Genomic DNA, 19,527 nt, shown 5'->3' on the forward strand with positions numbered 1-19,527 from the left:
AAGCGGAGGTCGGGAGATGAGCCTCGGATCCTTGCGGGTGGTGCTGTGGGTGTTGATCGTCGCCATCGTCGGCGGCCTCGGCACCTATGTCGTCCTGCGCGAAGCGCCGACGCAGAAGGCCGAGAACGGGGTGATGAAGCCGGTCGCCGGAATCGGCGGCGAGTTCTCGCTGGTCGATCAGAAGCGCCGCCCCTTCACCGAGAAGGAGCTTCTCGGCAAGCCGACGGCGATGTTCTTCGGCTACACCTTCTGTCCCGACGTCTGCCCGACGACGCTGCTCGAGGCGACGACCTGGATGAAGGAGCTCGGCGCGGACGGCGACCGGCTGCGCGTCGTCTTCGTGTCGGTCGATCCGGACCGCGACACGCCGGAGAAGCTCGACGAATATCTCGGCTCCTTCGACCCGCGCTTCGTCGGCCTGTCGGGCTCGCACGAGGAGACCGACCGGATCGTCAAGGCGTTCCGGGTCTACGCCCGCAAGGTCGAGGGCAAGGGCGGCGACTACACCATGGACCACACGGCGGCGACCTACCTGATCGATCCGCAGGGGCGGTTCGTCGGGGTGATCAACTTCCAGGAGCCGACCGACAAGGCGATGATCAAGATCCGCCGGCTGATGACGATGAAATGATACCGAGCGGATGAAGTTCCGACCTGTTCGGAACTTCATCAGCGAAGGCAAGCCCGAACGGGCGTCGGCCGGTCAGGCCGCAACCCACGAAATTCGGACGAGTCCGAATTTCGTGAACTCGGTATGAACCGGATCGCCGTCGCGCGACGCACCGCTTTCGTCCGATCGTCCGATCAGCGTCCGTAGCTCGCCACCACCCGGCGATCGAGTTCGTCGAGGAAGCCGCGGATGCGACGGGCGTTGCGGCCGAAATCGTGACTTCCCCAGCGGATCGACGAGCGCAGGTCGATGCGGCTGCCCGACGGCTCGGGCAGGACACGGACGACGACGTCGTCCTCGAAACCGAAGATCAGGGTGCGCGCCACCGCTTCGATGCGGCCGCGTTCGCCGTCGCCGGTGGGCTGGAGCATTTCGGTGACCTGCCAGCCCTCTTCCTCGACGAGGCGGCGGGTGACGAAGAACAGCAGGTCGGAGCCGACCGAGAAGCGGCGGGTGACGATCTCCGGCCACGCGGCATGGACACGGGCGCGCTCCTCCGGCGAGGGCGGGCGGGCCGAGGCGAGGCGTCCGGCGCGCAGGAAGGCCGCCTCGCGATAGAGCGGCGGATCGACGGCGTCGGTGGAGACGTCGGTCACCTTCGGGAAGTCGACCCACTCGACCGCCAGATAGACGACCGGCGACAGCGCCAGCACCGCCCAGATCGCGCCGATCGCCGCGTCGCGACCGCCGCGACGACCGTCGTGCCAGATGAAGGCGGCGGCGACGAGCGCCAGCACCAGCGCCACGGCGGCGAAGCCGAAGGCGGCCGCGACGAGCACCAACGCCTGGTTCGTCGGCATCATCCCCGCGCGGTGGGCGATGGTGACGATGACCAGCACCGGCACCGAGAAGGCGCCGAGCCAACGGCTCCAACCGGCGATCAGGGAGCGGCGCTCGGGCGGGCGAAAGACCATGGGGCTCCGGGGCGAGGACGGCGAACGAGAGCGCCGTAGCGAGGATTCGCCCCCACCCGGCCGGTCGCCTCCCTTACCACGGTATCGGGAGGCGAGCGAGGGAGACCGGCGGCGGGAGAGACGACGCCACGCCGGCTCGCAGACCCGTGCCCCGGCGAGCGGATCGTGCGGCTTTGACGTCGGCGGCGAAACCGGGCATGACGGCGTCCGACCGATCCCGCGCGCCTGCGCCACCCGACGAGGACGACCGATGACCGATACGCCCGAGACCGAAACCGAAACCCCCGCGACCGCCGCCGTCGAAACCCCGCCGGATCGCCTCACCGCCGATCCGGCGAGCCCGTTCTTCTCGAGCGAGACGCTGCAGCGCGGCGTCGGCGTGCGCTTCAAGGGCGTCGAGAAGTTCAACGTCGAAGAGTACTGCGTCTCGGAAGGGTGGATCCGCGTCCCCGTCGGCAAGGGCGTCGACCGTCGCGGCCGGCCGCTGCTGATCAAGCTCACCGGCGACGTCGAGGTGTGGTTCAAGGAGTGAGCGGTCCCGGCTCTCGAGCCGGGCGCGAAGGTCCGGCGGACCTTCGCGAGCGACGAACGCCTCGTGCCACGGCGCGAGGCAGGCGCCCTCGCCGCGACGCCTCCGACAGCGGCAAGGCGTCGCTCCCCCCGATCTGGGGGTTCTCGAGCGGCGATTCGATCGCCATCTCCTCAGGACCTTTCGACGATCGGGGAGAATCATCATGACGTATCGCGCTTTCGGCTCCGCTCTTCTCCTCGCCGCGACCTTCGCGGTCGCCGCACCGGCTTTCGCCGAGACGCCCGATGCGGCGCTCGTCGCCGAGGCTCGCGCCGCGGTGAAAGGGCTCGGCGAGAGCCTCAAACCGGCGCTGGTCGGGGCGCTCAAGACCGGCGGCCCGGTGGCGGCGATCGAGACCTGCCAGCAGGCGGCGCCGACCATCGCCTCGGAACAGTCGTCCGCGCACGGGCTGAAGGTCGCCCGCACGGCGCTCCGAGTGCGCAACGAGGGCAACGCCCCGGACGCCTTCGAGCGCAAGGTGCTGGAGGACTTCGCCGCCAAGATGAAGGCCGGCGCCGACCCGGCGACGCTCGACCATGCCGAGGTGGTCCAAGTCGGCGGCGAGAAGCACTTCCGCTACATGAAGGCGATCCCGATGGCGGCCGAGCCCTGCATGGCCTGCCACGGCACCGACCTCAAGCCGGAGATCAAGGCGGAGCTCACCAAGCGCTATCCGCACGATCAGGCGACCGGCTTCACCCCGGGCGAACTGCGCGGTGCCTTCACGGTGACCAAGGTTCTGAAGTGAGCGGCGGGCGGCGCCCCGGTACGCGTGCGTGATACGCGCCGACCGGGGTACCGCGCCCGACCCGCATGCGGAGCCGGTCCGGACCGTCGGCGTCGTCCTCTCGTCGATACGGGCTCTCGGGCCGGCCACGCGGTTCGGCCGTTCGATCGCGCGGCCGATCGGCGCGCGATACCTGCTCGGCGGGATCGATGGTTCGGGCCGGAGGGCGCCGGTCATCGAACCGATGCGCCCGAGGCCTTGACGAAGTCGACGAAGGCCCTCAGCGGCGCCGGCACGAGGCGCCGTCCGGGATAATAGAGATACGGGCCGGAGAAGGGCTGCCACCAGGGTTCGAGGACGGGCTCGAGCACCCCACTCGTCAGATGCGGGCGCAGCCAGTCTTCGAACAAGTAGACGACCCCGAGCCCGGCGATCGCCGCGTCGACCGCCAGATCGATTCCTCCTCCCACCCGCACGATCAGCGGCCCGGTGGGGTCGACCCGCACCAATTCACCGTCACGCTCGAATTCCCACGGAGGTGTCGCTCCGCTGGCGAACCGGCCACGCAGACAGTCGTGACCGAGTAGATCGCGCGGATGCTCGGGGTACCCCCGCCGCGCGAGATAGGCGCCGGAGGCGGCGGCGGCGAAGCGCTGAACGCGGGGACCGATCGGCACGGCGATCATGTCCTGCTCGAGCCGATCGTCGTAGCGGATTCCGGCATCACAACCGGCGGCGAGAACGTCGACGAAGCTCTCCTCGGTGACGATCTCGAGACGGATGTCGGGGAAGGCCGCGAGAAACGCCGGGACGATACGCGGCAGGATCAGTCGGGCGGCACTGACCGGAACATTGAGACGCAGCGTTCCTGCCGGGCGATCGCGAAAGCCGTTCACCACGTCGAGGGCGGCTTCGACTTCGGCGAAAGCCGGACCGAGCCGCGCGAGCAGACCCGAGCCCGCATCGGTCGGAACGACGCTGCGCGTCGTCCGGTTCAGAAGCCGGACGCCGAGTTGCGCCTCCAAGCGGCGGACGGCTTCACTGAGGCCGGACGGGCTGGCGCCGCTCGCCCGCGCCGCGTCCCGGAATCCGCCGGCACGCGCCACGGCGACGAAGGCGGCCAGGTCATCGAATTCGGCCTTCATTGTTCGCAACTCCGCACAGACCGTGCAGATTGTGCCGGATAATCGCGATCCCGTTCAACGACTATCTCTCGGGTACGACAGAGGAGCGTACCCATGTCCACCACTGATCCGACGAACACCTTCCCCCTCGGCCACCGCTCGGTGAAGCGGCTCGGCTACGGCGCCATGCAACTCGCCGGGCCCGGCGTCTTCGGCCCCCCCAAGGATCACGCTGCGGCGCTCGCGGTTCTGCGCGAGGCGGTGGCGCGCGGCGTCGACCACATCGACACCAGCGATTTCTACGGGCCGCACGTCACCAATCGGCTGATCCGCGAGGCGCTCGCGCCCTATCCCGACGACCTCGTCATCGTCACCAAGATCGGCGCGAGGCGCGGCACCGACGGAGCCTGGTTGCCGGCGTTCTCGCCGGAGGAGTTGACGCGGGCCGTTCACGACAACCTGCGCCATCTCGGGCTCGACGTCCTCGAGGTCGTCAATCTGCGCCTCATGTTCGATGTCCACGGGCCGGCGGAAGGGTCGATCGAGGCGCCGCTGACCGCGCTCGCCGAGTTGCAGCGCCAGGGTCTGGTGCGCCACATCGGCCTCAGCAACGTCACGGCGACGCAGATCGCCGAAGGGCGCCGGATCGCCGACGTCGTCTGCGTGCAGAACCGGTACAATCTGGCGCATCGAGCCGACGATGCGCTGATCGACGATCTCGCTCGCGAGCGGATCGCCTATGTGCCGTTCTTTCCGCTCGGCGGCTTCACGCCGCTCCAGTCGTCGATCCTGTCCGAGGTCGCGGCACGGCTCGGCGCCTCGCCGATGCAGGTCGCGCTCGCTTGGCTGCTCCGTCGCGCTCCCAACATCCTGTTGATCCCCGGCACCTCGTCTCGCACCCATCTCGAGGAGAATCTGGCGGCGGCCGAGTTGGTTCTGCCGGAGAACGCGATGACGGACCTGGACCGGGTGGCGGGGACCGCGGCTGCGTGACGGTCGAGCGCCATCCGGGATCCTTCCATCGGTCCCGGATGGCCTCCGAACACTCACGCCCCCGGCAGCACGTAGTCCTTGAAGCGGTCGCGGAGGGTCATCTTCTGGATCTTGCCGGTGGCGGTGTGGGGGATGTCCTCGACGAAGACGACGTCGTCGGGCATCCACCACTTGGCGATCTTGCCCTCGTAGTGGGCAAGGATCTCGTCCCGGGTCGGCGACTTGCCGGCCTTGGGGACGATGACGAGCAGCGGGCGTTCATCCCACTTGGGGTGGGCGATGCCGATCACCGCGGCTTCCATCACGTCGGGATGGGAGACGGCGAGGTTCTCGAGATCGATGGTCGAGATCCACTCGCCGCCCGACTTGATCACGTCCTTGGCGCGGTCGGTGATCTGCATGTAGCCGTTGGCGTCGACGGTGGCGACGTCGCCGGTGTCGAAGAAGCCGTCGGGGCCGAAGTTCTCGGTGCCCTGGCCCTTGAAGTAGCCGCCGGCGATCGCCGGTCCGCGCACCTTCAGGCGGCCGAAGGCTTTGCCGTCGTGGGGACGCGCGTTGCCGGCGTCGTCGGTGATCTTCATCTCGACGCCGAACGGCGGCACGCCCTGCTTGACCTGGAGATCGAGCCGGCCTTCGAGGTCGAGATCGGCGGTCTCCGGCTTGAGGCCGCAGACCGTGCCGAGCGGGCTCGTCTCGGTCATGCCCCAGGCGTGGGCGACGCGGACGTCGTAGTTCTTCTCGAACTTCTCGGTGATGGCGCGCGGGCAGGCGGCGCCGCCGATGATGACGCGCTTCAGATGGTTCAGCTTCAGCTGCTTCGATTCCATGTACTGCAAGAGCATCAGCCACACGGTCGGCACCGCGGCGGTGACCGACACCTTGCCGACCTCGAGCATCTCGTAGACCGAGGCGCCGTCGAGCTTGGCGCCCGGCATGACCAGAGCGGTGCCGTTGAGCGGCGCGGTGAAGGCGATCGACCAGCAGTTGGCGTGGAACATCGGCACCACGGGCATGATCACGTCGCGGGCGGAACAGGCGATCATGTCGGGGGTCGACGCCTGCCAGGCGTGGATGACGTTGGAACGGTGCGAATAGACGACGCCCTTGGGGTTGCCGGTGGTGCCGGAGGTGTAGCAGAGGCCGGCGGCGGTGTTCTCGTCGAAGCTCTTCCACTCGAAATCGTCGTCGACTTGCGCCAGCCAACTCTCGTAGTCGACGGCGTTCTTCAGCGTCGTCGCCGGCATGTGGGCGGCGTCGGTGAGCACGATCACCTGCTCGAGCGTCGGCATGTGATCGATCAGCTTCTCGATGACCGGCAGGAAGGTCAGGTCGACGAAGAGCAGGCGATCCTCGGCGTCGTTGACGATCCAGGCGATCTGGTCGTGGAAGAGGCGCGGATTGACGGTGTGATAGATCGCCCCGAGGCCGAGCAGGCCGTACCACACCTCCATGTGGCGCCAGGTGTTCCAGGCGAGCGTCGCGACCCGGTCGCCGAGCCTGATGCCGTGTTTCTCCAGGCGCTTGGCACACTGCAGGGAGCGGCGGCGCAGAGTGGCGTAGTCGGTGGTGTGGAGCGGCCCCTCGACCGATCGGGTGAGGATGGTTCGATCGGGATGTTGAGCCGCGGCGTGGTCGAGAATCTTCGTGCAGAGCAGCGGCCAATCCATCATCGATCCGAGCATGATTTCCTCCTACACCTCACCACGTGGCCCGCAGTTCGCGGAACCGAATTGACGTCGTGGTGAGGGAGTTTCTTCGCGCCGACGGCCGCTGTCCAGAGCCCGCGCGCGCGACGACATCTTTCGCCGAAATCGGCGCCATGCTCGAATGCGCGGCAACATGATGCAAATGTGACACGCTCCGGTGGAATTTCGGGGGAATCTGTCAAACCGGCAGATTTCCGCCTGCTCGAGATCTGGCCGACTGCTCGAGAGAGGCGCAAATTTCGCGAGTCGGCCGTGTGACAACACGAAGACGCCGCAATCGGGAAGCAAGAAGGCGAGCGGGAGACGACGACGTCTTCCATCGAAGAAGAATTCCGGTGACGACGACACGGGCGATTTCTTCGGGAGCGAAAGGCGACAGAGGTCCAAGGATGTCCGACGAGAAGATCACGACGAAACAGTTCGTTCAGGAATCCCAGCCACGTACCCAGGTGGACACGCTCGACGAGCAGTACAAGTCGATCGGCATCTCGGCCGTTTCGGCCGCCGCCAGCGCCCTGAAGGGTCCCAAGGTCAAGAGCCGCTCCGAGCAGTGGAGCTGAGTTCGGCGCGGGCGTTCGACGCCCGCGCTCCGTATCGTCATCGAGGAGACGCCGCGGGTCCGCCGATCCGCGGCGACGGTTTTTCCGAGCATTCCACCGCTTTTCGGCGACTTCCGACGCCGCGCGCCGGCGCGACGGTCGACCACCGCACGCCGACGCGATAACGATGAGCGAGCCCGCGACGTTGCGCGGGCGGCGCCTCGCCCTCCATCGCCGGATCCCACCATGCTGACCATCCACGGCCTCGTCGACGGCGCCCTGATCACCGCGGCGATCTCCAACGCCATGCCGCCGGAAGGACCGGCGGTGTGGTTCGATCTCCTGGAGCCGACCGAAGACGAGGACGCCGACGTCGAGAAGATGCTCGGGGTCGCCGTGCCGACGCGGGCCGAGATGGAGGAGATCGAGGTTTCGAGCCGGCTCTACGCCGAGGACGGCGCCCTCTACATGACGGCGCTGGTCCAGGTCCATTCGGACACCGCGACGCCGCATCTCACGCCGGTCACCTTCATCCTCTCCGGCAATCGGCTGGCGACGGTGCGCTACGAGAAGCCCAGATCCTTCGAGATCTACCGGAACCGGGCGGAGCGACCCGGCTTCGGCCTCGTCGACGGCCGCGGCGTGCTGCTCGGGCTGCTCGAAACCATCGTCGATCGGCTCGCCGACGCGCTGGAGAAGATCGGCGCCGACATCGAGGTGCTGTCGCGCGCCGTGTTCCGGTCGCGGCGGGAGCGCGAGAAGGGGCTCGAGGACGCCATCACCGGGATCGGCAGCCTGGGTGGCGCGGTGTCGCGGGCGGAGGAGAGCATCGTCTCGCTCGCCCGCCTGTTCCACTTCCTCGCCGAGCACGGTGGGCGCGACCGGCTCGATCCGGACGGGCGCTCACGACTGATCACCCTCGACCACGACATCCGCTCGCTCGCCGAGCACACCAAGTCGCTCGACGCCAAGGTCAACTTCCTCTTGTCGGCGACCCTCGGTCTGGTCGGGCTGGAGCAGAACACCATCGTCAAGATCTTCTCGATCCTGGCGGTGGTCTTCATGCCGCCGACGCTGATCGCCTCGATCTACGGCATGAACTTCCACGGCATGCCGGAACTCGACAAGCCTTGGGGCTACCCGATGGCGCTCGGTCTGATGATCGCCTCGGTGGCGACGACCTTCGCGGTGTTCAAGTGGAAGCGCTGGCTGTGACCACCCGTGACCATCACGGATAGAGCCGCGTCTTCACCCAGGGTTCGCCGGGCGCGCCCCGCGTGAACTCGATGCGGTCGTGGAGGCGGAACGGGCGGTCGTGCCAGAACTCGATGGCCGTCGGCACCACCCGGAAGCCCGACCAGTGGGGCGGGCGCGGCACCTCGCCGATGGCATGGCGCAGGCCGTATTCGGCGACCGCCTTCTCGAGGGCGAAGCGGCTTTCGAGCGGGCGCGACTGTTTCGAGGCCCAGGCGCCGATGCGGCTCGCACGCGGGCGCGAAGCGAAATAGGCGTCGGCCTCCGCTTCGCTCACCACCTCGACGGGGCCGCGGATGCGGATCTGCCGGCGCAGCGACTTCCAATGGAAGAGCAGCGCCGCCTTGCGGCTTCCCAGGAGCTCGACGCCCTTCTTGCTCTCGAAGTTGGTGTAGAAGACGAAGCCCGCCTCGTCGAAGCCCTTGAGCAGCACCATGCGCACGTCGGGCAGCCCGGTCTCGTCGACCGAGGCGACCGCCATCGCATTGGGATCGTTGGGTTCCGCGGCCTCCGCATCGCGCATCCAGTCGAAAAACAACCGGAAGGGCTCGTCGGCTCCGGAAAAGTCACCCGACATTAACTCGGGTGGCGGATTCTCGCTGAATTGGTCGGTCATCGTCTTGTGGAGGGTACCTTGGCCGGTCTCGGAACCGCATCCTATACCGCGCCCGGTGCGCCGCGCCAGACGAGGGCGGCGCAGAGCCGCTCGGCGTCGATCGCGGTGCTGCTCATGGTCTCGTCGATGCTCGGCGGCTGTTCCACGATCATGATGCCGCTCAACGCCTGGACCTCGTCTCAGAACGGGCCGCCGGCCGACGAGATCGTCACCGGTTCGATCCGCAAGCCGGTCGCCCCCGACCCGGAAGGCGACGGCGAGGTGATCCGCCGCGCGGTGGAGACGGCTGCGCCGTCGGTCGCCGCCAAGATCGAATGGACCAATCCGGCGAGCGGCAATTCCGGCACCATCTCCGACCTCGTCGAGGCGAAGGCGCGCAACGGCGCGCCGTGCCGAGAATTCGCCACCACGCTGACCACCATCGAAGGCGTGGCGCTCTATCGCGGGCGGGCCTGCCAGGGCTATGCCGGGCCGTGGGATCTGGTGGAATTCGGTCCTGCAGCCACCAAGCCGGCCGGCTGAGGCCGACGCGCGGCGTTTTCCTCTGGCGTTCGCCGGCGAACCACACCACATGTGGTGCGACGAAACGAGGCTCGACGGATTCGGCGCCGCCGACGCATGTCGGAACGACGGCGAGGGTCCGAAGAGGCCAGACGAGGTAACATCGATGCGCGATCCCTACGACGTGCTCGGCGTCGCACGCTCGGCCGGCGCCGACGACATCAAGAAGGCGTTCCGTCGCCTCGCCAAGAAGTACCACCCCGACCAGAACAAGGACGACCCGCGCGCCAAGGAGGCCTTCGCGGAGGTCAACTCGGCCTACGAGATCCTCGGTGATGCCGCCAAGAAGGGGCAGTTCGACCGCGGCGAGATCGACGCCGAGGGCAAGCCCAAGTTCACCGGCTTCGGCGGCGGCGCCCACGGCTTCGACTTCCGCGGCGGCGGCGGTCCCTTCGGCGGCGGCCGCGCCGGCGGGGCGCAGGGCGGCGCCGAATTCGACGACTTCCTCACCGACATTCTCGGACAGGCCTTCGGCGGCGGTGCCCGCGGTGGGTTCCGCGCCGGTCGCGGCGGCCCCGGCGGCATGGGCGGCGGTGCGGGCGCCGGCGCGCGGGCGCGCGAGCGCGGCGGGGACATCGAGGTCACCGCCCAGGTGTCGCTCGAGGAAGTGGCGCACGGCGACAAGATCCGCGTCGAGCTGCCGACCGGACGCACCCTCGAGGTGGCGCTGCCGGAAGGGGTGACCGACCGTCAGCAGATCCGCCTCAAGGCGCAGGGTCACGCGGGCACCGGCGGGGCCGGCGACGCCATCGTCACCGTCGCCTTCAAGCGCCATCCGATCTTCCACGTCGACGGCCACGACCTCGAAGCCGATGTGCCGATCACCCTCGAGGATGCGGCGCTCGGCGGCCGCGTCCGGGTGGAGACGCTCGAGGGCGCGGTCGAACTGACGCTGCCGGCCGGCACCACCGGATCGAAGGCGCTGCGCCTCAAGGGCAAGGGTCTGCCGACCAAGGCGGGCAGCCGCGGCAATCTCTACGTCAAGCCGCGCATCGTCTTGCCGGAAGGCGGCGATGCCGAACTCGAGGCGTTCCTCAGGGCGCGCAAGAAGCGGTGAGACGGCCGCATCGATGAGAACATGGAAGCCCGGGCGCCGACGACGGTTCCCGGGCTTCGTTCTTCGCCGGTCTCGCGTCAGCGACCGGCGATCGGTGGCGCGTCCGCGGCGAGCACGTCCCGCATCAGGCTCGTCACCGGCAAGTGACCGACGAGATCGGTGTTGGTGTGGTGCCAGGCGTCGGGCACCACCACGTCGGGCGGGCCGTCGCGGCGGGTGGCGAAGTTGCCGATCAGGTCCCAGCGGCCGACGATCTCGGTGACCTGCTTGCAGGCGCGCGGCATCTGCTGGCGCGACGAGATCGAGACGATGTGCACCGTCTCGCCGATCCGGTCGGAGCGGGCGCGATCGTCGCGCTGGAGGGCGTGGAGGGCTTCGCCGACCACCATGTTGCCCTTCGAATGGGCGACGATCAGATCGAAGCCGAGCCGGTCGTCCTTCAACAGGGCGAGGACGACGTCGGCGTCGCGTTCGGCCACCACCGGGTCGGCACCGCCGGCGAGCGGATCGGTGGCGGCTTCGCGCATCCAGTCGAGCGAGCGGTCGAGGCGGCCCCACAGATCATGCAGCGTGGTGAGCCCGGCGAACCACAGGAAGCCGCCGGTCGCCTCGGTGACGAGATCGGCGAGACCATAGCCGGAGACCACCGCCGCCACCGGCTTTCCCACGGCATCGGCGACGTTGCGAGCGAAGGCCGCGGTGCCGAGCGCCGAGGAGCCGACGCCGGCGACGGTCAGGGTCGAGATGTCGGCGCCGCCGGCATCGACGAAACTCTCGATCGTCGAGCAGACGGTGAGCGGACCGGCGCCGGAGGGTGGCACGATCAGGATCGCTCCCTCCCCCGCCCTGGACGGCGAGAGACGCTCGGCTTCCTCCCGGGTGACGACGCGGACGTCGTAGAACAGCGCGTCGAGCAGGACGTTGCGGCGGCGCAGACCTTCGAGGAAGACCTCGCCGGTCGGCTTGGAGAACAGCCGCCACGGCAGCGCCATGGCGCGCGAGAACTGCTCCAGGCCGGCGGAGAAGGGATCGTCTGCCATGGTTCGGTTCGACCTCGTCTGACCCGCCGATCATAGCGGTGGTTCGGTCGAACCTCCATCACTCGTCGATGGCCGACGGGCTCATGCGACGTCGCGCGCGTCGCCGCGTCCGGCGCCGGCCTCGTACCAACCGGCGGTGCGGGTGACGATCCACACCACCGACAGCATCACCGGCACCTCGATCAGCACGCCGACGACGGTGGCGAGCGCCGCCCCCGAGCGGAAGCCGAAGAGCGAGATCGCCGCAGCGACGGCCAGCTCGAAGAAGTTCGAGGCGCCGATCAGCGCCGAGGGGCCGGCGACGCAATGCGCTTCGCCGGAGAGCCGGTTGAGCAGATAGGCGAGGCCGGCATTGAAATAGACCTGGAGCAGGATCGGCACGGCGAGGAGGGCGATCACCATCGGCTGCGCCAGGATCTCGCCGCCCTGGAAGCCGAAGAGCAACACCAGCGTGGCGAGGAGCGCCACCAGCGACCAGGGTTGCAGATGGGCGAGAAGCCCGGCGAGCGCCGCCTCGCCACCGGTCGCCAGCACCCGCCGGCGCCAGAGTTGGGCGACGATCACCGGCACGACGATGTAGAGCACCACCGACAGCACCAGCGTATCCCACGGCACGGTGATGGCCGAGAGGCCGAGGAGCAGGCCGACGATCGGGGCGAAGGCGATCACCATGATCGAGTCGTTGAGCGCCACCTGGGTCAGGGTGAAGTGCGGCTCGCCCTTCACCAGGTTCGACCAGACGAAGACCATGGCGGTGCAGGGCGCTGCGGCGAGCAGGATGAGGCCGGCGACGTAGCCGTCGATCTGGTCGGCGGGCAGATACGGCCGGAACAGATGCTGGACGAAGATCCAGGCGAGCAGCGCCATGGAGAAGGGCTTCACCGCCCAGTTGACCGCCAGCGTCACGCCGATGCCGCGCCAGTGCTCGCCGACGCGAGAAAGCGAGGCGAAGTCGATGCGGATCAGCATCGGCACGATCATCGCCCAGATCAGCAGCGCGACCGGGAGATTGACCTTCGCCACTTCCAGACTGCCGACGGCGTGGAAGACCGTCGGCAGGAAATGGCCGAGGGCGATGCCCGCCACCATGCACAGACCCACCCACAGGGTGAGAAACCGTTCGAAGACGGACATGGGTTACCCTTTCGGTATTCGGATCGGAGGTCAGACGACGCGCTTGCCGGAGGCGTCGACGACCTGCTCACCATCCTCCTTGGCGAAGGCGCCCTTCTGGGCCGGCAGGAGATCGAGCACCGCCTCGGAGGGACGGCAGAGCTTGGCGCCCTTGTCGGAGACGACGATCGGCCGGTTCATCAGGATCGGATGGGCGAGGATGGCGTCGATCAGCTCGGCGTCGGTCTTCGACGGATCGCCGAGACCGAGTTCGGCGAAGGGCGTACCCTTCTCGCGCAGGATCGAGCGCACCGGCACGGCCAGTTTCGCGATCAGCGCCACCAGTTCGTCGCGGCTCAGGGGGGTCTTCAGATAGAGCACCACCTTCGGGGTGACGCCGGCGTTCTCGATCATGGCGAGGACGTTGCGCGAGGTGCCGCAGGAGGGGTTGTGGTAGATCGTCACTTCGGACATGCGGGGCTCCAGGGTCAAACGGGTCGGGCCGAGGTGGCGCCCTCGGATCGGCCGATGGCGTCGATCTCGCGTTTCAGCGCCATGCGATCGAGAGACGCCACGGGCAGAGCGAGGAACAGCGAGATCCGCCGCTGCAGATGCTTGAAAGCGGTGACGAAGGCCCGTTCGACGTCGATCGGGGTCCCGACCGCCGCCGCCGGATCTTCGATGCCCCAATGGGCCGTCATCGGCTGTCCCGGCCACACCGGGCAGACTTCGCCGGCGGCGTTGTCGCAGACGGTGAAGACGAAGTCCAATGCCGGCGCCTCCGGCTCGCCGAACTCGTCCCAGCTCTTCGAGCGGAAGCCCTCGGTCGGATAACCGAAGGAGGCGAGCACCTTCAGTGCCATCGGATGGACTTCGCCACGCGGGGTCGAGCCGGCCGAATGGGCGCGAAAGGTGCCGGCACCGTCCTTGGCCAGGATCGATTCGGCGAGAATCGAGCGCGCCGAGTTGCCGGTGCAGAGGAACAGAACTTCGTAGGGAGGCCGTGTCATGCGGACACCTCGGGTTTTCGCGACGGCCGGCATTCGGCGGCCGGCGGTGGATTGCAGAGTTCGGGCCGGCCGCCGCAGCAGTCGGCGACGAGCGCGGTCGTCACGGCGGTGAGGCGCTCCACCTCGGCGCGGTAGACGACGAAGCGACCGCGCCGGTCGGCGGTGACCAGGCCGGCGCGGGCGAGCACGGCGAGATGGGCGGACAGCGTGTTGGGCGGAATGGCGAGCTCGCGCGCCAGATCGCCCGCCGCCTCGCCCTCCGGTTCGGCGGCGACGAGGCGGCGGAACACGGCGAGCCGCGTCGTCTGCGCCAGGGCCGCGAGGGCCTCGATGATCTTGTTCGATTCCATATTTCTGGAAATATAGAAATATGATCGCCGACGCAAGGCCGACGTGTCGGCGAGCGACGCGTCGGCGGTGCGGTCGGCGACCATCGCTTTCTCATCGACAGACATTCGAAGTTGCGGAACACTCCGCCGGCGGATCGGGCTCAGCGGGAACGAGGATCATGGACGGACTGATCACTCTCGCCATCGTGCTGATCATCGCCGTTCCGGCGATGGCGCTTCTGGCGCTGTCGCTGGTGCTGTCGCTGCGCGGGCGAGTCTCGGTTCTCGAGGCGGAACTGCGCAGCCTCGCAGCCCGGACTGCGCTCGCGTCGGCGGTGGAGGCGGAGCCCGGGGTCGCGCCTCGACCGATCGAGACCGAGTCGCCGATCACGGCGGAAACCGCCGATGCGTCGGAGACGGTCACGTCTTCGCCCGACGTCGCACCGGTCGACGAGGCCGAGGCCGTCGGGCCGATCGGGGAACCGGAACCGGCCGTCACGCCCGCCGCATCGCCGAACGCCCCCGTGCCCTCGGCCGCCGGTCTCGAAGAGCGCATCGGCACGCGGTGGGCGGTGTGGGTCGGCGGGGCGGCGCTCGCCTTCGGCCTCGTCTTCCTCGTCCAGTATTCGATCGAACAGGGCTTCTTCGGCCCGGCCGCGCGGCTCCTGCTCGGCGCGGCGGCGTCGCTGGCGGTGATCGGCGCCGGCGAATGGCTCCGCCGCGGCGACCGCGCCATCGGCGTCCTCGCCGGCTTTCCCGCCGCGCACATCCCCGCCGTCCTCACCGCCGCCGGCGCCACCGGGCTCTTCGCCGACGTGTGGGCGGCCTATGCGCTCTACGGGTTCTTCGGGCCGGCGCTCGCCTTCGTCGCGCTCGGCGCCGTGGCGCTCGCCACCATGGCGGCGGCCCTCGTCCACGGCCCGTGGCTCGGGGTCCTCGGCATCCTCGGTGCCTATGGCACGCCGGTGCTGGTCCATTCCGATGCGCCGCAACCGGAGGCGCTCGCCGGCTTCCTCCTCGTCGTGACGGCGGCGGCCTTCGGCGTCGCCCGTATCCGGCTGTGGCGGTGGGTGGCGGCGACGGCCCTGGCGCTCGCGGTCGGCTGGGGGGTGGTCTTCGTCGACCTCTTCCGCCCCCTCGCCCTCGCCGAGATCTCGCTCGCCGTCTACGCCCTCGGCGTCTTCCTGCTCACCGCGGGGATCCTCGTCGTCTCGCTCGACGAGGCGGGACCGCCGACCGAAGACGCGGGTTTCGACCGCTTCGGCCTCGTCTCGCTGGCGGCCGCCACCTTCCTCGTCCTCGTCGCCTTCGATCGCGGCGCCGGGTCGCTCGGGCCGATCGTCCTCGTCGCCACGTTGATCGGCCTCGCCGGCCTCGCCTGGCGCATCCCGGTGGTGGCGCCGGCGATCGTCATCGCCGCGGTCGCCGCGGTGCTGGCCGCCGTCATCCAGGGGCTCGACGTCGCCGCGAGCCTGGAGAACGACACCTTCGCCATCGGCACCGACGGGCTGGTGGCGCTGCGGCCGCGGGTGATCGCGAGTTTCCTCGGCCTGCACGGCGCGATCGGCGCCGGTCTCGTCGCGATCGGCTTCTTCGGGGCGTGGCGGGCGACGCCGCAGGCCGACCGGGTCTCCGGCTGGTTCGCCCTCGCCGGCACCGGGTTGCCGCTCCTCCTCCTCGTCGTGGTGTGGGGCCGGGTGGCGAGCTTCGAGATCCACTTCGGCTATGCCGCGGTGGCGCTCGCGGCGGCGGCTGGCTTCACCGCCGCCTGCCTGCGGCTGATCGGGCGGGAGAGCGCCGAACGACCGTCGCTCGCGGTGGCGATCTACGCCATCGCCGCCATCGCCGCGCTCGGCACGGCGGCGGCGATCGCGCTCGAACGGGCGGCGCTGACGGTGGCGCTCGCCGCGATGGTCCCGGCCATCGCCTGGGTGTGGACCCTTCGACCGATCGACGCGCTGCGCATCGCGACGGCGGTCGTCGGCGTCGTCGTTCTCGGCCGGCTCGGCTGGGATCCGGCGATCACCCGCGACATCGCGACGACGCCGATCTTCAATGCCCTGCTTCTCGGCTACGGCGTACCGGCGGCCGGGACGCTCTTCGCCGCGCGGCTGTTCCGAACCACGCCGCAGGACATCTGGCGCGCCGTCGTCGAAGGGTTGGCGCTGATCTTCGTCGGCCTCCTGGCGCTGGTCGAGATCCGCCATCTCACCCATGGCGGCGACCTCTTCGCCCCGACGATCGGTCTCGTCGAACTCGGTCTCGACGTCACCACCGCGTTCCTCCTCTCTGCCGGGGCGCAGCGTGCGGCCGGGCGACTCGGCTCGCCGGTGATCGATGCGACGTCGAAGGGACTGTCGCTCTTCACCGCGGCGATCGCGATCCTCGGCCTCGTCGGCGCCGAAAACCCGGTCATCACCGGACGGTCGGTCGGACCGCTCGTCTTCGGGGCGCTGTTCTTCGGCTACCTCCTGCCGGCGATCGCCGCCGGCGTCACCGCCCGGATGGCGCGGCTCGCCGGGCGGCCATGGTGGCTCGTCGCCGTCCTCGCCGGCGCCGCCCATCTCCTCGGCTTCGTCTGGGTGACGCTGATGGTGCGCCGCGCCTTCCAGGGCGAGATCCTGACCGGGTTCGAGAGCGACGCCGAGATGTGGGCCTATTCGGCGGCGTGGCTGGTCTACGGCGTGGCGACGCTGGTGGTCGGGCTGGTGCTGGGGTCGAAGCCGGTCCGCCTGCTCTCCGGCGTGGTGGTGACGGCCACCGCCGCCAAGGTCTTCCTGATCGACCTCGCCGACGTCGGCGGCGTGTGGCGGGCCTTCTCCTTCATCGGCCTCGGCGTGGTGCTGATCGGCATCGCACTGGTCTACCAGCGCTTCCTGTTCGCCCGGCCCGGAGACGGAAAGGGCGCCTCGTGAGGACGAGGCGCCCGAGGGGGGAGGAACTTCCGTCCACCCGAGGAGATCCGTGGTACCGATCGCAGCGGTGCCGATCGGCGTCGTCCGTCAGGGACCCATCTTCTCGGCTTCTTCGGCCTTGGTCAGCGGGCGCGGCTCGGGATCGGGCTCGTCGCCGAGGACGGCGCGGAAGCGGGCGAGGATGCCATCGGCCGAGCGACGGGCGTAGCCGATCTCCGGCATCGCCGGCTGCGACCAGACGGTGGTGCGCGGGTTGGCGCTCGCCATCCGCGATTCCGGTACCGGCGGCAGCAGCGGGTGGCCGCGGCTCTTGGCGCGAGCGACGTCGCGATCGCCGTAGGCGGCGACGGCGGACTGGGTGACGACGCGGCCGGGCCCGGTGCGGCTCATGGCGATGACGATGCGGCCGTCCTCGATGGCGCCCTCGGGCGCGGCGAGGGCGAGACGGGGCAGCGTCTCGGCCGGTTGCGGCGCGATCAGCGAGGCGACGGTGACGACCGGCGGCCACCCCGACTGCGACGGCGCCACGGTGGCGAGCGTCGGCTTGACGAAGAGGTCACGGTCGGTGGTGCGGCCGAGCGGCTGCGGCGCCAACAGACGATCGCCCTTGCCGGAACGATTGACGGTCGGAGCGACCTCGACCGGCACGACGGCCGGACGCTTCACACCCGGCACGGCGCCGGTGACGTCGGGATCGACGACGTCGCGCGGGACGCGCTTGAGCTCGTGGCGCGGGACGAGATCGGCTTCGGCGACGACGATCGGGGCCGGCGCGGCCTCCGCCGGCGCGGGGGGAGCGCCGGCGGAGGACAGCGGGGCGGGCGCGGACAGGGCCGCGGCCATGCGGTCGCCACGGGGGGATGCGGCGACCGGCGACGCAGCCGCGATCAGGGCGGTGCGTTGATCTCTGAGGGTGTCGAAATCGGCCATCCAGGCGCCGGCGTCGCGCACCGTCCAGCGGACGGGCGTTTCGGTCGGCGGGGTGTGCCCGACGACGGCGACGGCGACGAGGCCGAGAAGAAGAACGGGGGCCGCCCGCAGACGCGGGAGGAGACCGACCCGTCGGGCCGCGCGGCGGCGGCTCAGCTCATTCGGCATGACTCGATACGAACTCCGAACCAGCGGGGCACACCGCAGGCGTTGCCGACATGCAACGACCGAGAGGTGGTTTCCCGAACGACCCGATGATCGACGAGTAACCTCGAGAAAAGGTTAAGCGACGGCGGAAACCGCACGTTTTCGCGGAATTTCGCGGTTCGTGGCGGCGCGTCGGCGCGGATGTGGCAGAAACATGGTGAACGGCGCGATCCGGCGCGGCTCACGACGACGGAGACAGGCGGGCCTCCAGGTCGGCGTCGAGGCGGACGATGGCGCCGAAGGGGCCCTCGGCCGATCGCAGCGCCGCGGCGACGTCGACCGCCGCGAGACCGCGCGCGCCGAAGCGCACCCGGATGGCGTCCTCGACCCAGTGGCGGGCCTGGGCGGCGCGGCGGCGATCGAGCCGGCCCGCCTCGGCGAGATGATCGCGATGGCCGGCGACCGCGGCGGCGAGATCGTCGAGCCCCGCCCCGCTCGTCGCCGAGACCAGCACCACCGGGGCGATCCAGGCGCCCGGCTCGTGGTCGGCGAGCGTCAGCGCCCCGGCGACGTCGGCCATTGCCCGGCGGGCAGGCTCGCCCATGTCGGCCTTGGTGACGCAGACGATGTCGGGCAGCTCCATGACGCCGGCCTTCATGAACTGCAGGCTGTCGCCGGAGCCCGGCTGGATGCACAGCAGCACCGTGTCGGCGACGAAGGCGATGTCGCCCTCCGACTGGCCGATGCCGACGCTCTCGACGACGACGAGATCGTAGACGGCGCGCATCAGCACGATCGCCGCCACAGCGTGGTCGGAGAGGCCTCCGAGCCGGTCGCGTGCCGCCATCGAACGGACGAAGACGCCCTGGTCGTCGGGGTCGGTCCTGAGCCGGGTGCGGTCGCCGAGCAGCGCCCCGCCGGTGAAGCGCGACGAGGGATCGACGGCGACGACGCCGACGGTGCGACCGCCGCGGCGGGCGCCGGAGATCAGCGCATTGGTCAGCGTCGACTTGCCCACCCCCGGCGGGCCGGTGAGGCCGAGGACGTCGCCGCGGGGATCGGCGGCGCAGGCGTCGAGCAGGCGGGCGAGGTCGAGCGAGCCGTGGGCGATCTCGATCAGCGACAGGGCGCGGGCGACCGCCGGTTTGCCGCCGGCGCGGATCTCGTCGAGGGTCGGGATGGCGGCTCTCATCATGCCCCCTGATCGCACGGGCGACGCCCGAGGTGAAGGGGGCGCACTCGAGACGTCGGAGGGATCGGGAGCGGTTCGAACGGGACGATGTTCGTGTGAACCTCGGAAGTTCGCAGCCA

The 19,527-nt window shown here is 69.7% G+C and carries 20 protein-coding genes; 9 read left to right on the forward strand and 11 right to left on the reverse strand.

The features are described from left to right. Positions 1-16: 16 nt before the first annotated feature. Positions 17-631: an SCO family protein gene (locus V7Q42_RS01725; RefSeq protein WP_333821977.1), complete on the forward strand. Its 615-nt coding sequence runs from the start codon at positions 17-19 to the stop codon at positions 629-631. A 173-nt stretch (positions 632-804) separates the two neighbouring features. Here V7Q42_RS01725 and V7Q42_RS01730 read toward each other — a convergent pair whose 3' ends face one another. Continuing rightward, complete coding sequence (locus tag V7Q42_RS01730; protein WP_333821979.1) at positions 805-1,584, reverse strand: DUF1499 domain-containing protein; 780 nt, start codon at positions 1,582-1,584, stop codon at positions 805-807. Between the two features lie 250 nt (positions 1,585-1,834). Between V7Q42_RS01730 and V7Q42_RS01735 the strand changes: the two genes are divergently transcribed. Together V7Q42_RS01735 and V7Q42_RS01740 are read left to right on the forward strand one after the other, a co-directional pair. Beyond that, complete coding sequence (locus tag V7Q42_RS01735) at positions 1,835-2,116, forward strand: DUF3297 family protein (protein ID WP_333821980.1); 282 nt, start codon at positions 1,835-1,837, stop codon at positions 2,114-2,116. 202 nt (positions 2,117-2,318) lie between these two features. Next, positions 2,319-2,903 carry a Tll0287-like domain-containing protein gene (locus tag V7Q42_RS01740; protein ID WP_333821982.1) on the forward strand — a complete coding sequence of 195 codons (585 nt, stop codon included), beginning with the start codon at positions 2,319-2,321 and terminating at the stop codon, positions 2,901-2,903. A gap of 212 nt (positions 2,904-3,115) precedes the next feature. Here V7Q42_RS01740 and V7Q42_RS01745 read toward each other — a convergent pair whose 3' ends face one another. Continuing rightward, positions 3,116-4,027, reverse strand: a complete 912-nt coding sequence (locus tag V7Q42_RS01745; protein WP_333821984.1) for a LysR family transcriptional regulator — start codon at positions 4,025-4,027, stop codon at positions 3,116-3,118. 93 nt (positions 4,028-4,120) lie between these two features. On the opposite strand from V7Q42_RS01745, the gene V7Q42_RS01750 reads away from it, so the two are divergent. Further along, a complete protein-coding gene (locus V7Q42_RS01750) occupies positions 4,121-4,999 on the forward strand; it encodes an aldo/keto reductase family oxidoreductase (RefSeq protein WP_333821986.1) in 879 nt (292 codons plus the stop codon). A 53-nt stretch (positions 5,000-5,052) separates the two neighbouring features. Here V7Q42_RS01750 and V7Q42_RS01755 read toward each other — a convergent pair whose 3' ends face one another. Then, positions 5,053-6,681, reverse strand: a complete 1,629-nt coding sequence (locus V7Q42_RS01755) for a long-chain-fatty-acid--CoA ligase (RefSeq protein ID WP_333821987.1) — start codon at positions 6,679-6,681, stop codon at positions 5,053-5,055. Between the two features lie 413 nt (positions 6,682-7,094). On the opposite strand from V7Q42_RS01755, the gene V7Q42_RS01760 reads away from it, so the two are divergent. Continuing rightward, the gene (locus V7Q42_RS01760) at positions 7,095-7,265 is read left to right on the forward strand and encodes a hypothetical protein (RefSeq protein WP_333821989.1); all 171 of its coding nucleotides are present in this window, start codon (positions 7,095-7,097) and stop codon (positions 7,263-7,265) included. A gap of 225 nt (positions 7,266-7,490) precedes the next feature. Continuing rightward, positions 7,491-8,459: a magnesium transporter CorA family protein gene (locus tag V7Q42_RS01765; protein ID WP_333821991.1), complete on the forward strand. Its 969-nt coding sequence runs from the start codon at positions 7,491-7,493 to the stop codon at positions 8,457-8,459. 13 nt (positions 8,460-8,472) lie between these two features. Here the strand turns inward: V7Q42_RS01765 and pdxH are convergent, their stop codons facing one another. Next, positions 8,473-9,114 (reverse strand): pyridoxamine 5'-phosphate oxidase, encoded by a 642-nt coding sequence (gene pdxH, locus V7Q42_RS01770; protein WP_333821993.1) that lies wholly within the window; start codon positions 9,112-9,114, stop codon positions 8,473-8,475. An 18-nt stretch (positions 9,115-9,132) separates the two neighbouring features. On the opposite strand from pdxH, the gene V7Q42_RS01775 reads away from it, so the two are divergent. Together V7Q42_RS01775 and V7Q42_RS01780 are read left to right on the forward strand one after the other, a co-directional pair. Continuing rightward, on the forward strand, positions 9,133-9,636 hold the full coding sequence (locus V7Q42_RS01775) for an RT0821/Lpp0805 family surface protein (protein WP_333821995.1): 504 nt from the start codon (positions 9,133-9,135) through the stop codon (positions 9,634-9,636). Between the two features lie 145 nt (positions 9,637-9,781). Beyond that, a complete protein-coding gene (locus tag V7Q42_RS01780) occupies positions 9,782-10,732 on the forward strand; it encodes a DnaJ C-terminal domain-containing protein (protein ID WP_333821997.1) in 951 nt (316 codons plus the stop codon). Between the two features lie 77 nt (positions 10,733-10,809). On the opposite strand, the gene V7Q42_RS01785 is transcribed toward V7Q42_RS01780, so the two are convergent. The 5 genes from V7Q42_RS01785 to V7Q42_RS01805 form a co-directional block, all read right to left on the reverse strand. Continuing rightward, the gene (locus V7Q42_RS01785; protein WP_333821999.1) at positions 10,810-11,772 is read right to left on the reverse strand and encodes a hypothetical protein; all 963 of its coding nucleotides are present in this window, start codon (positions 11,770-11,772) and stop codon (positions 10,810-10,812) included. Between the two features lie 81 nt (positions 11,773-11,853). Next, positions 11,854-12,906: an ACR3 family arsenite efflux transporter gene (gene arsB, locus V7Q42_RS01790; protein WP_333822002.1), complete on the reverse strand. Its 1,053-nt coding sequence runs from the start codon at positions 12,904-12,906 to the stop codon at positions 11,854-11,856. Between the two features lie 30 nt (positions 12,907-12,936). After that, positions 12,937-13,359, reverse strand: coding sequence for an arsenate reductase (glutaredoxin) (arsC, locus tag V7Q42_RS01795; protein WP_333822004.1), 423 nt, complete (start codon positions 13,357-13,359; stop codon positions 12,937-12,939). Between the two features lie 14 nt (positions 13,360-13,373). Next, positions 13,374-13,895 (reverse strand): arsenate reductase ArsC, encoded by a 522-nt coding sequence (locus tag V7Q42_RS01800; protein ID WP_333822006.1) that lies wholly within the window; start codon positions 13,893-13,895, stop codon positions 13,374-13,376. Next, a complete protein-coding gene (locus V7Q42_RS01805) occupies positions 13,892-14,329 on the reverse strand; it encodes an ArsR/SmtB family transcription factor (RefSeq protein WP_442958154.1) in 438 nt (145 codons plus the stop codon). The genes V7Q42_RS01800 and V7Q42_RS01805 overlap by 4 nt, the downstream gene beginning before the upstream one ends. A gap of 74 nt (positions 14,330-14,403) precedes the next feature. On the opposite strand from V7Q42_RS01805, the gene V7Q42_RS01810 reads away from it, so the two are divergent. After that, a complete protein-coding gene (locus tag V7Q42_RS01810; RefSeq protein WP_333822008.1) occupies positions 14,404-17,139 on the forward strand; it encodes a DUF2339 domain-containing protein in 2,736 nt (911 codons plus the stop codon). A gap of 87 nt (positions 17,140-17,226) precedes the next feature. Here the strand turns inward: V7Q42_RS01810 and V7Q42_RS01815 are convergent, their stop codons facing one another. Both V7Q42_RS01815 and V7Q42_RS01820 read right to left on the reverse strand, forming a co-directional pair. Then, the gene (locus V7Q42_RS01815) at positions 17,227-18,237 is read right to left on the reverse strand and encodes a hypothetical protein (protein ID WP_333822010.1); all 1,011 of its coding nucleotides are present in this window, start codon (positions 18,235-18,237) and stop codon (positions 17,227-17,229) included. A 220-nt stretch (positions 18,238-18,457) separates the two neighbouring features. Then, positions 18,458-19,411 (reverse strand): ArgK/MeaB family GTPase, encoded by a 954-nt coding sequence (locus tag V7Q42_RS01820; RefSeq protein ID WP_333822012.1) that lies wholly within the window; start codon positions 19,409-19,411, stop codon positions 18,458-18,460. Positions 19,412-19,527: the final 116 nt, after the last annotated feature.

It is taken from the genome of Pinisolibacter sp. (genome assembly GCF_036782435.1).
Classification (GTDB): domain Bacteria; phylum Pseudomonadota; class Alphaproteobacteria; order Rhizobiales; family Ancalomicrobiaceae; genus CALBKH01.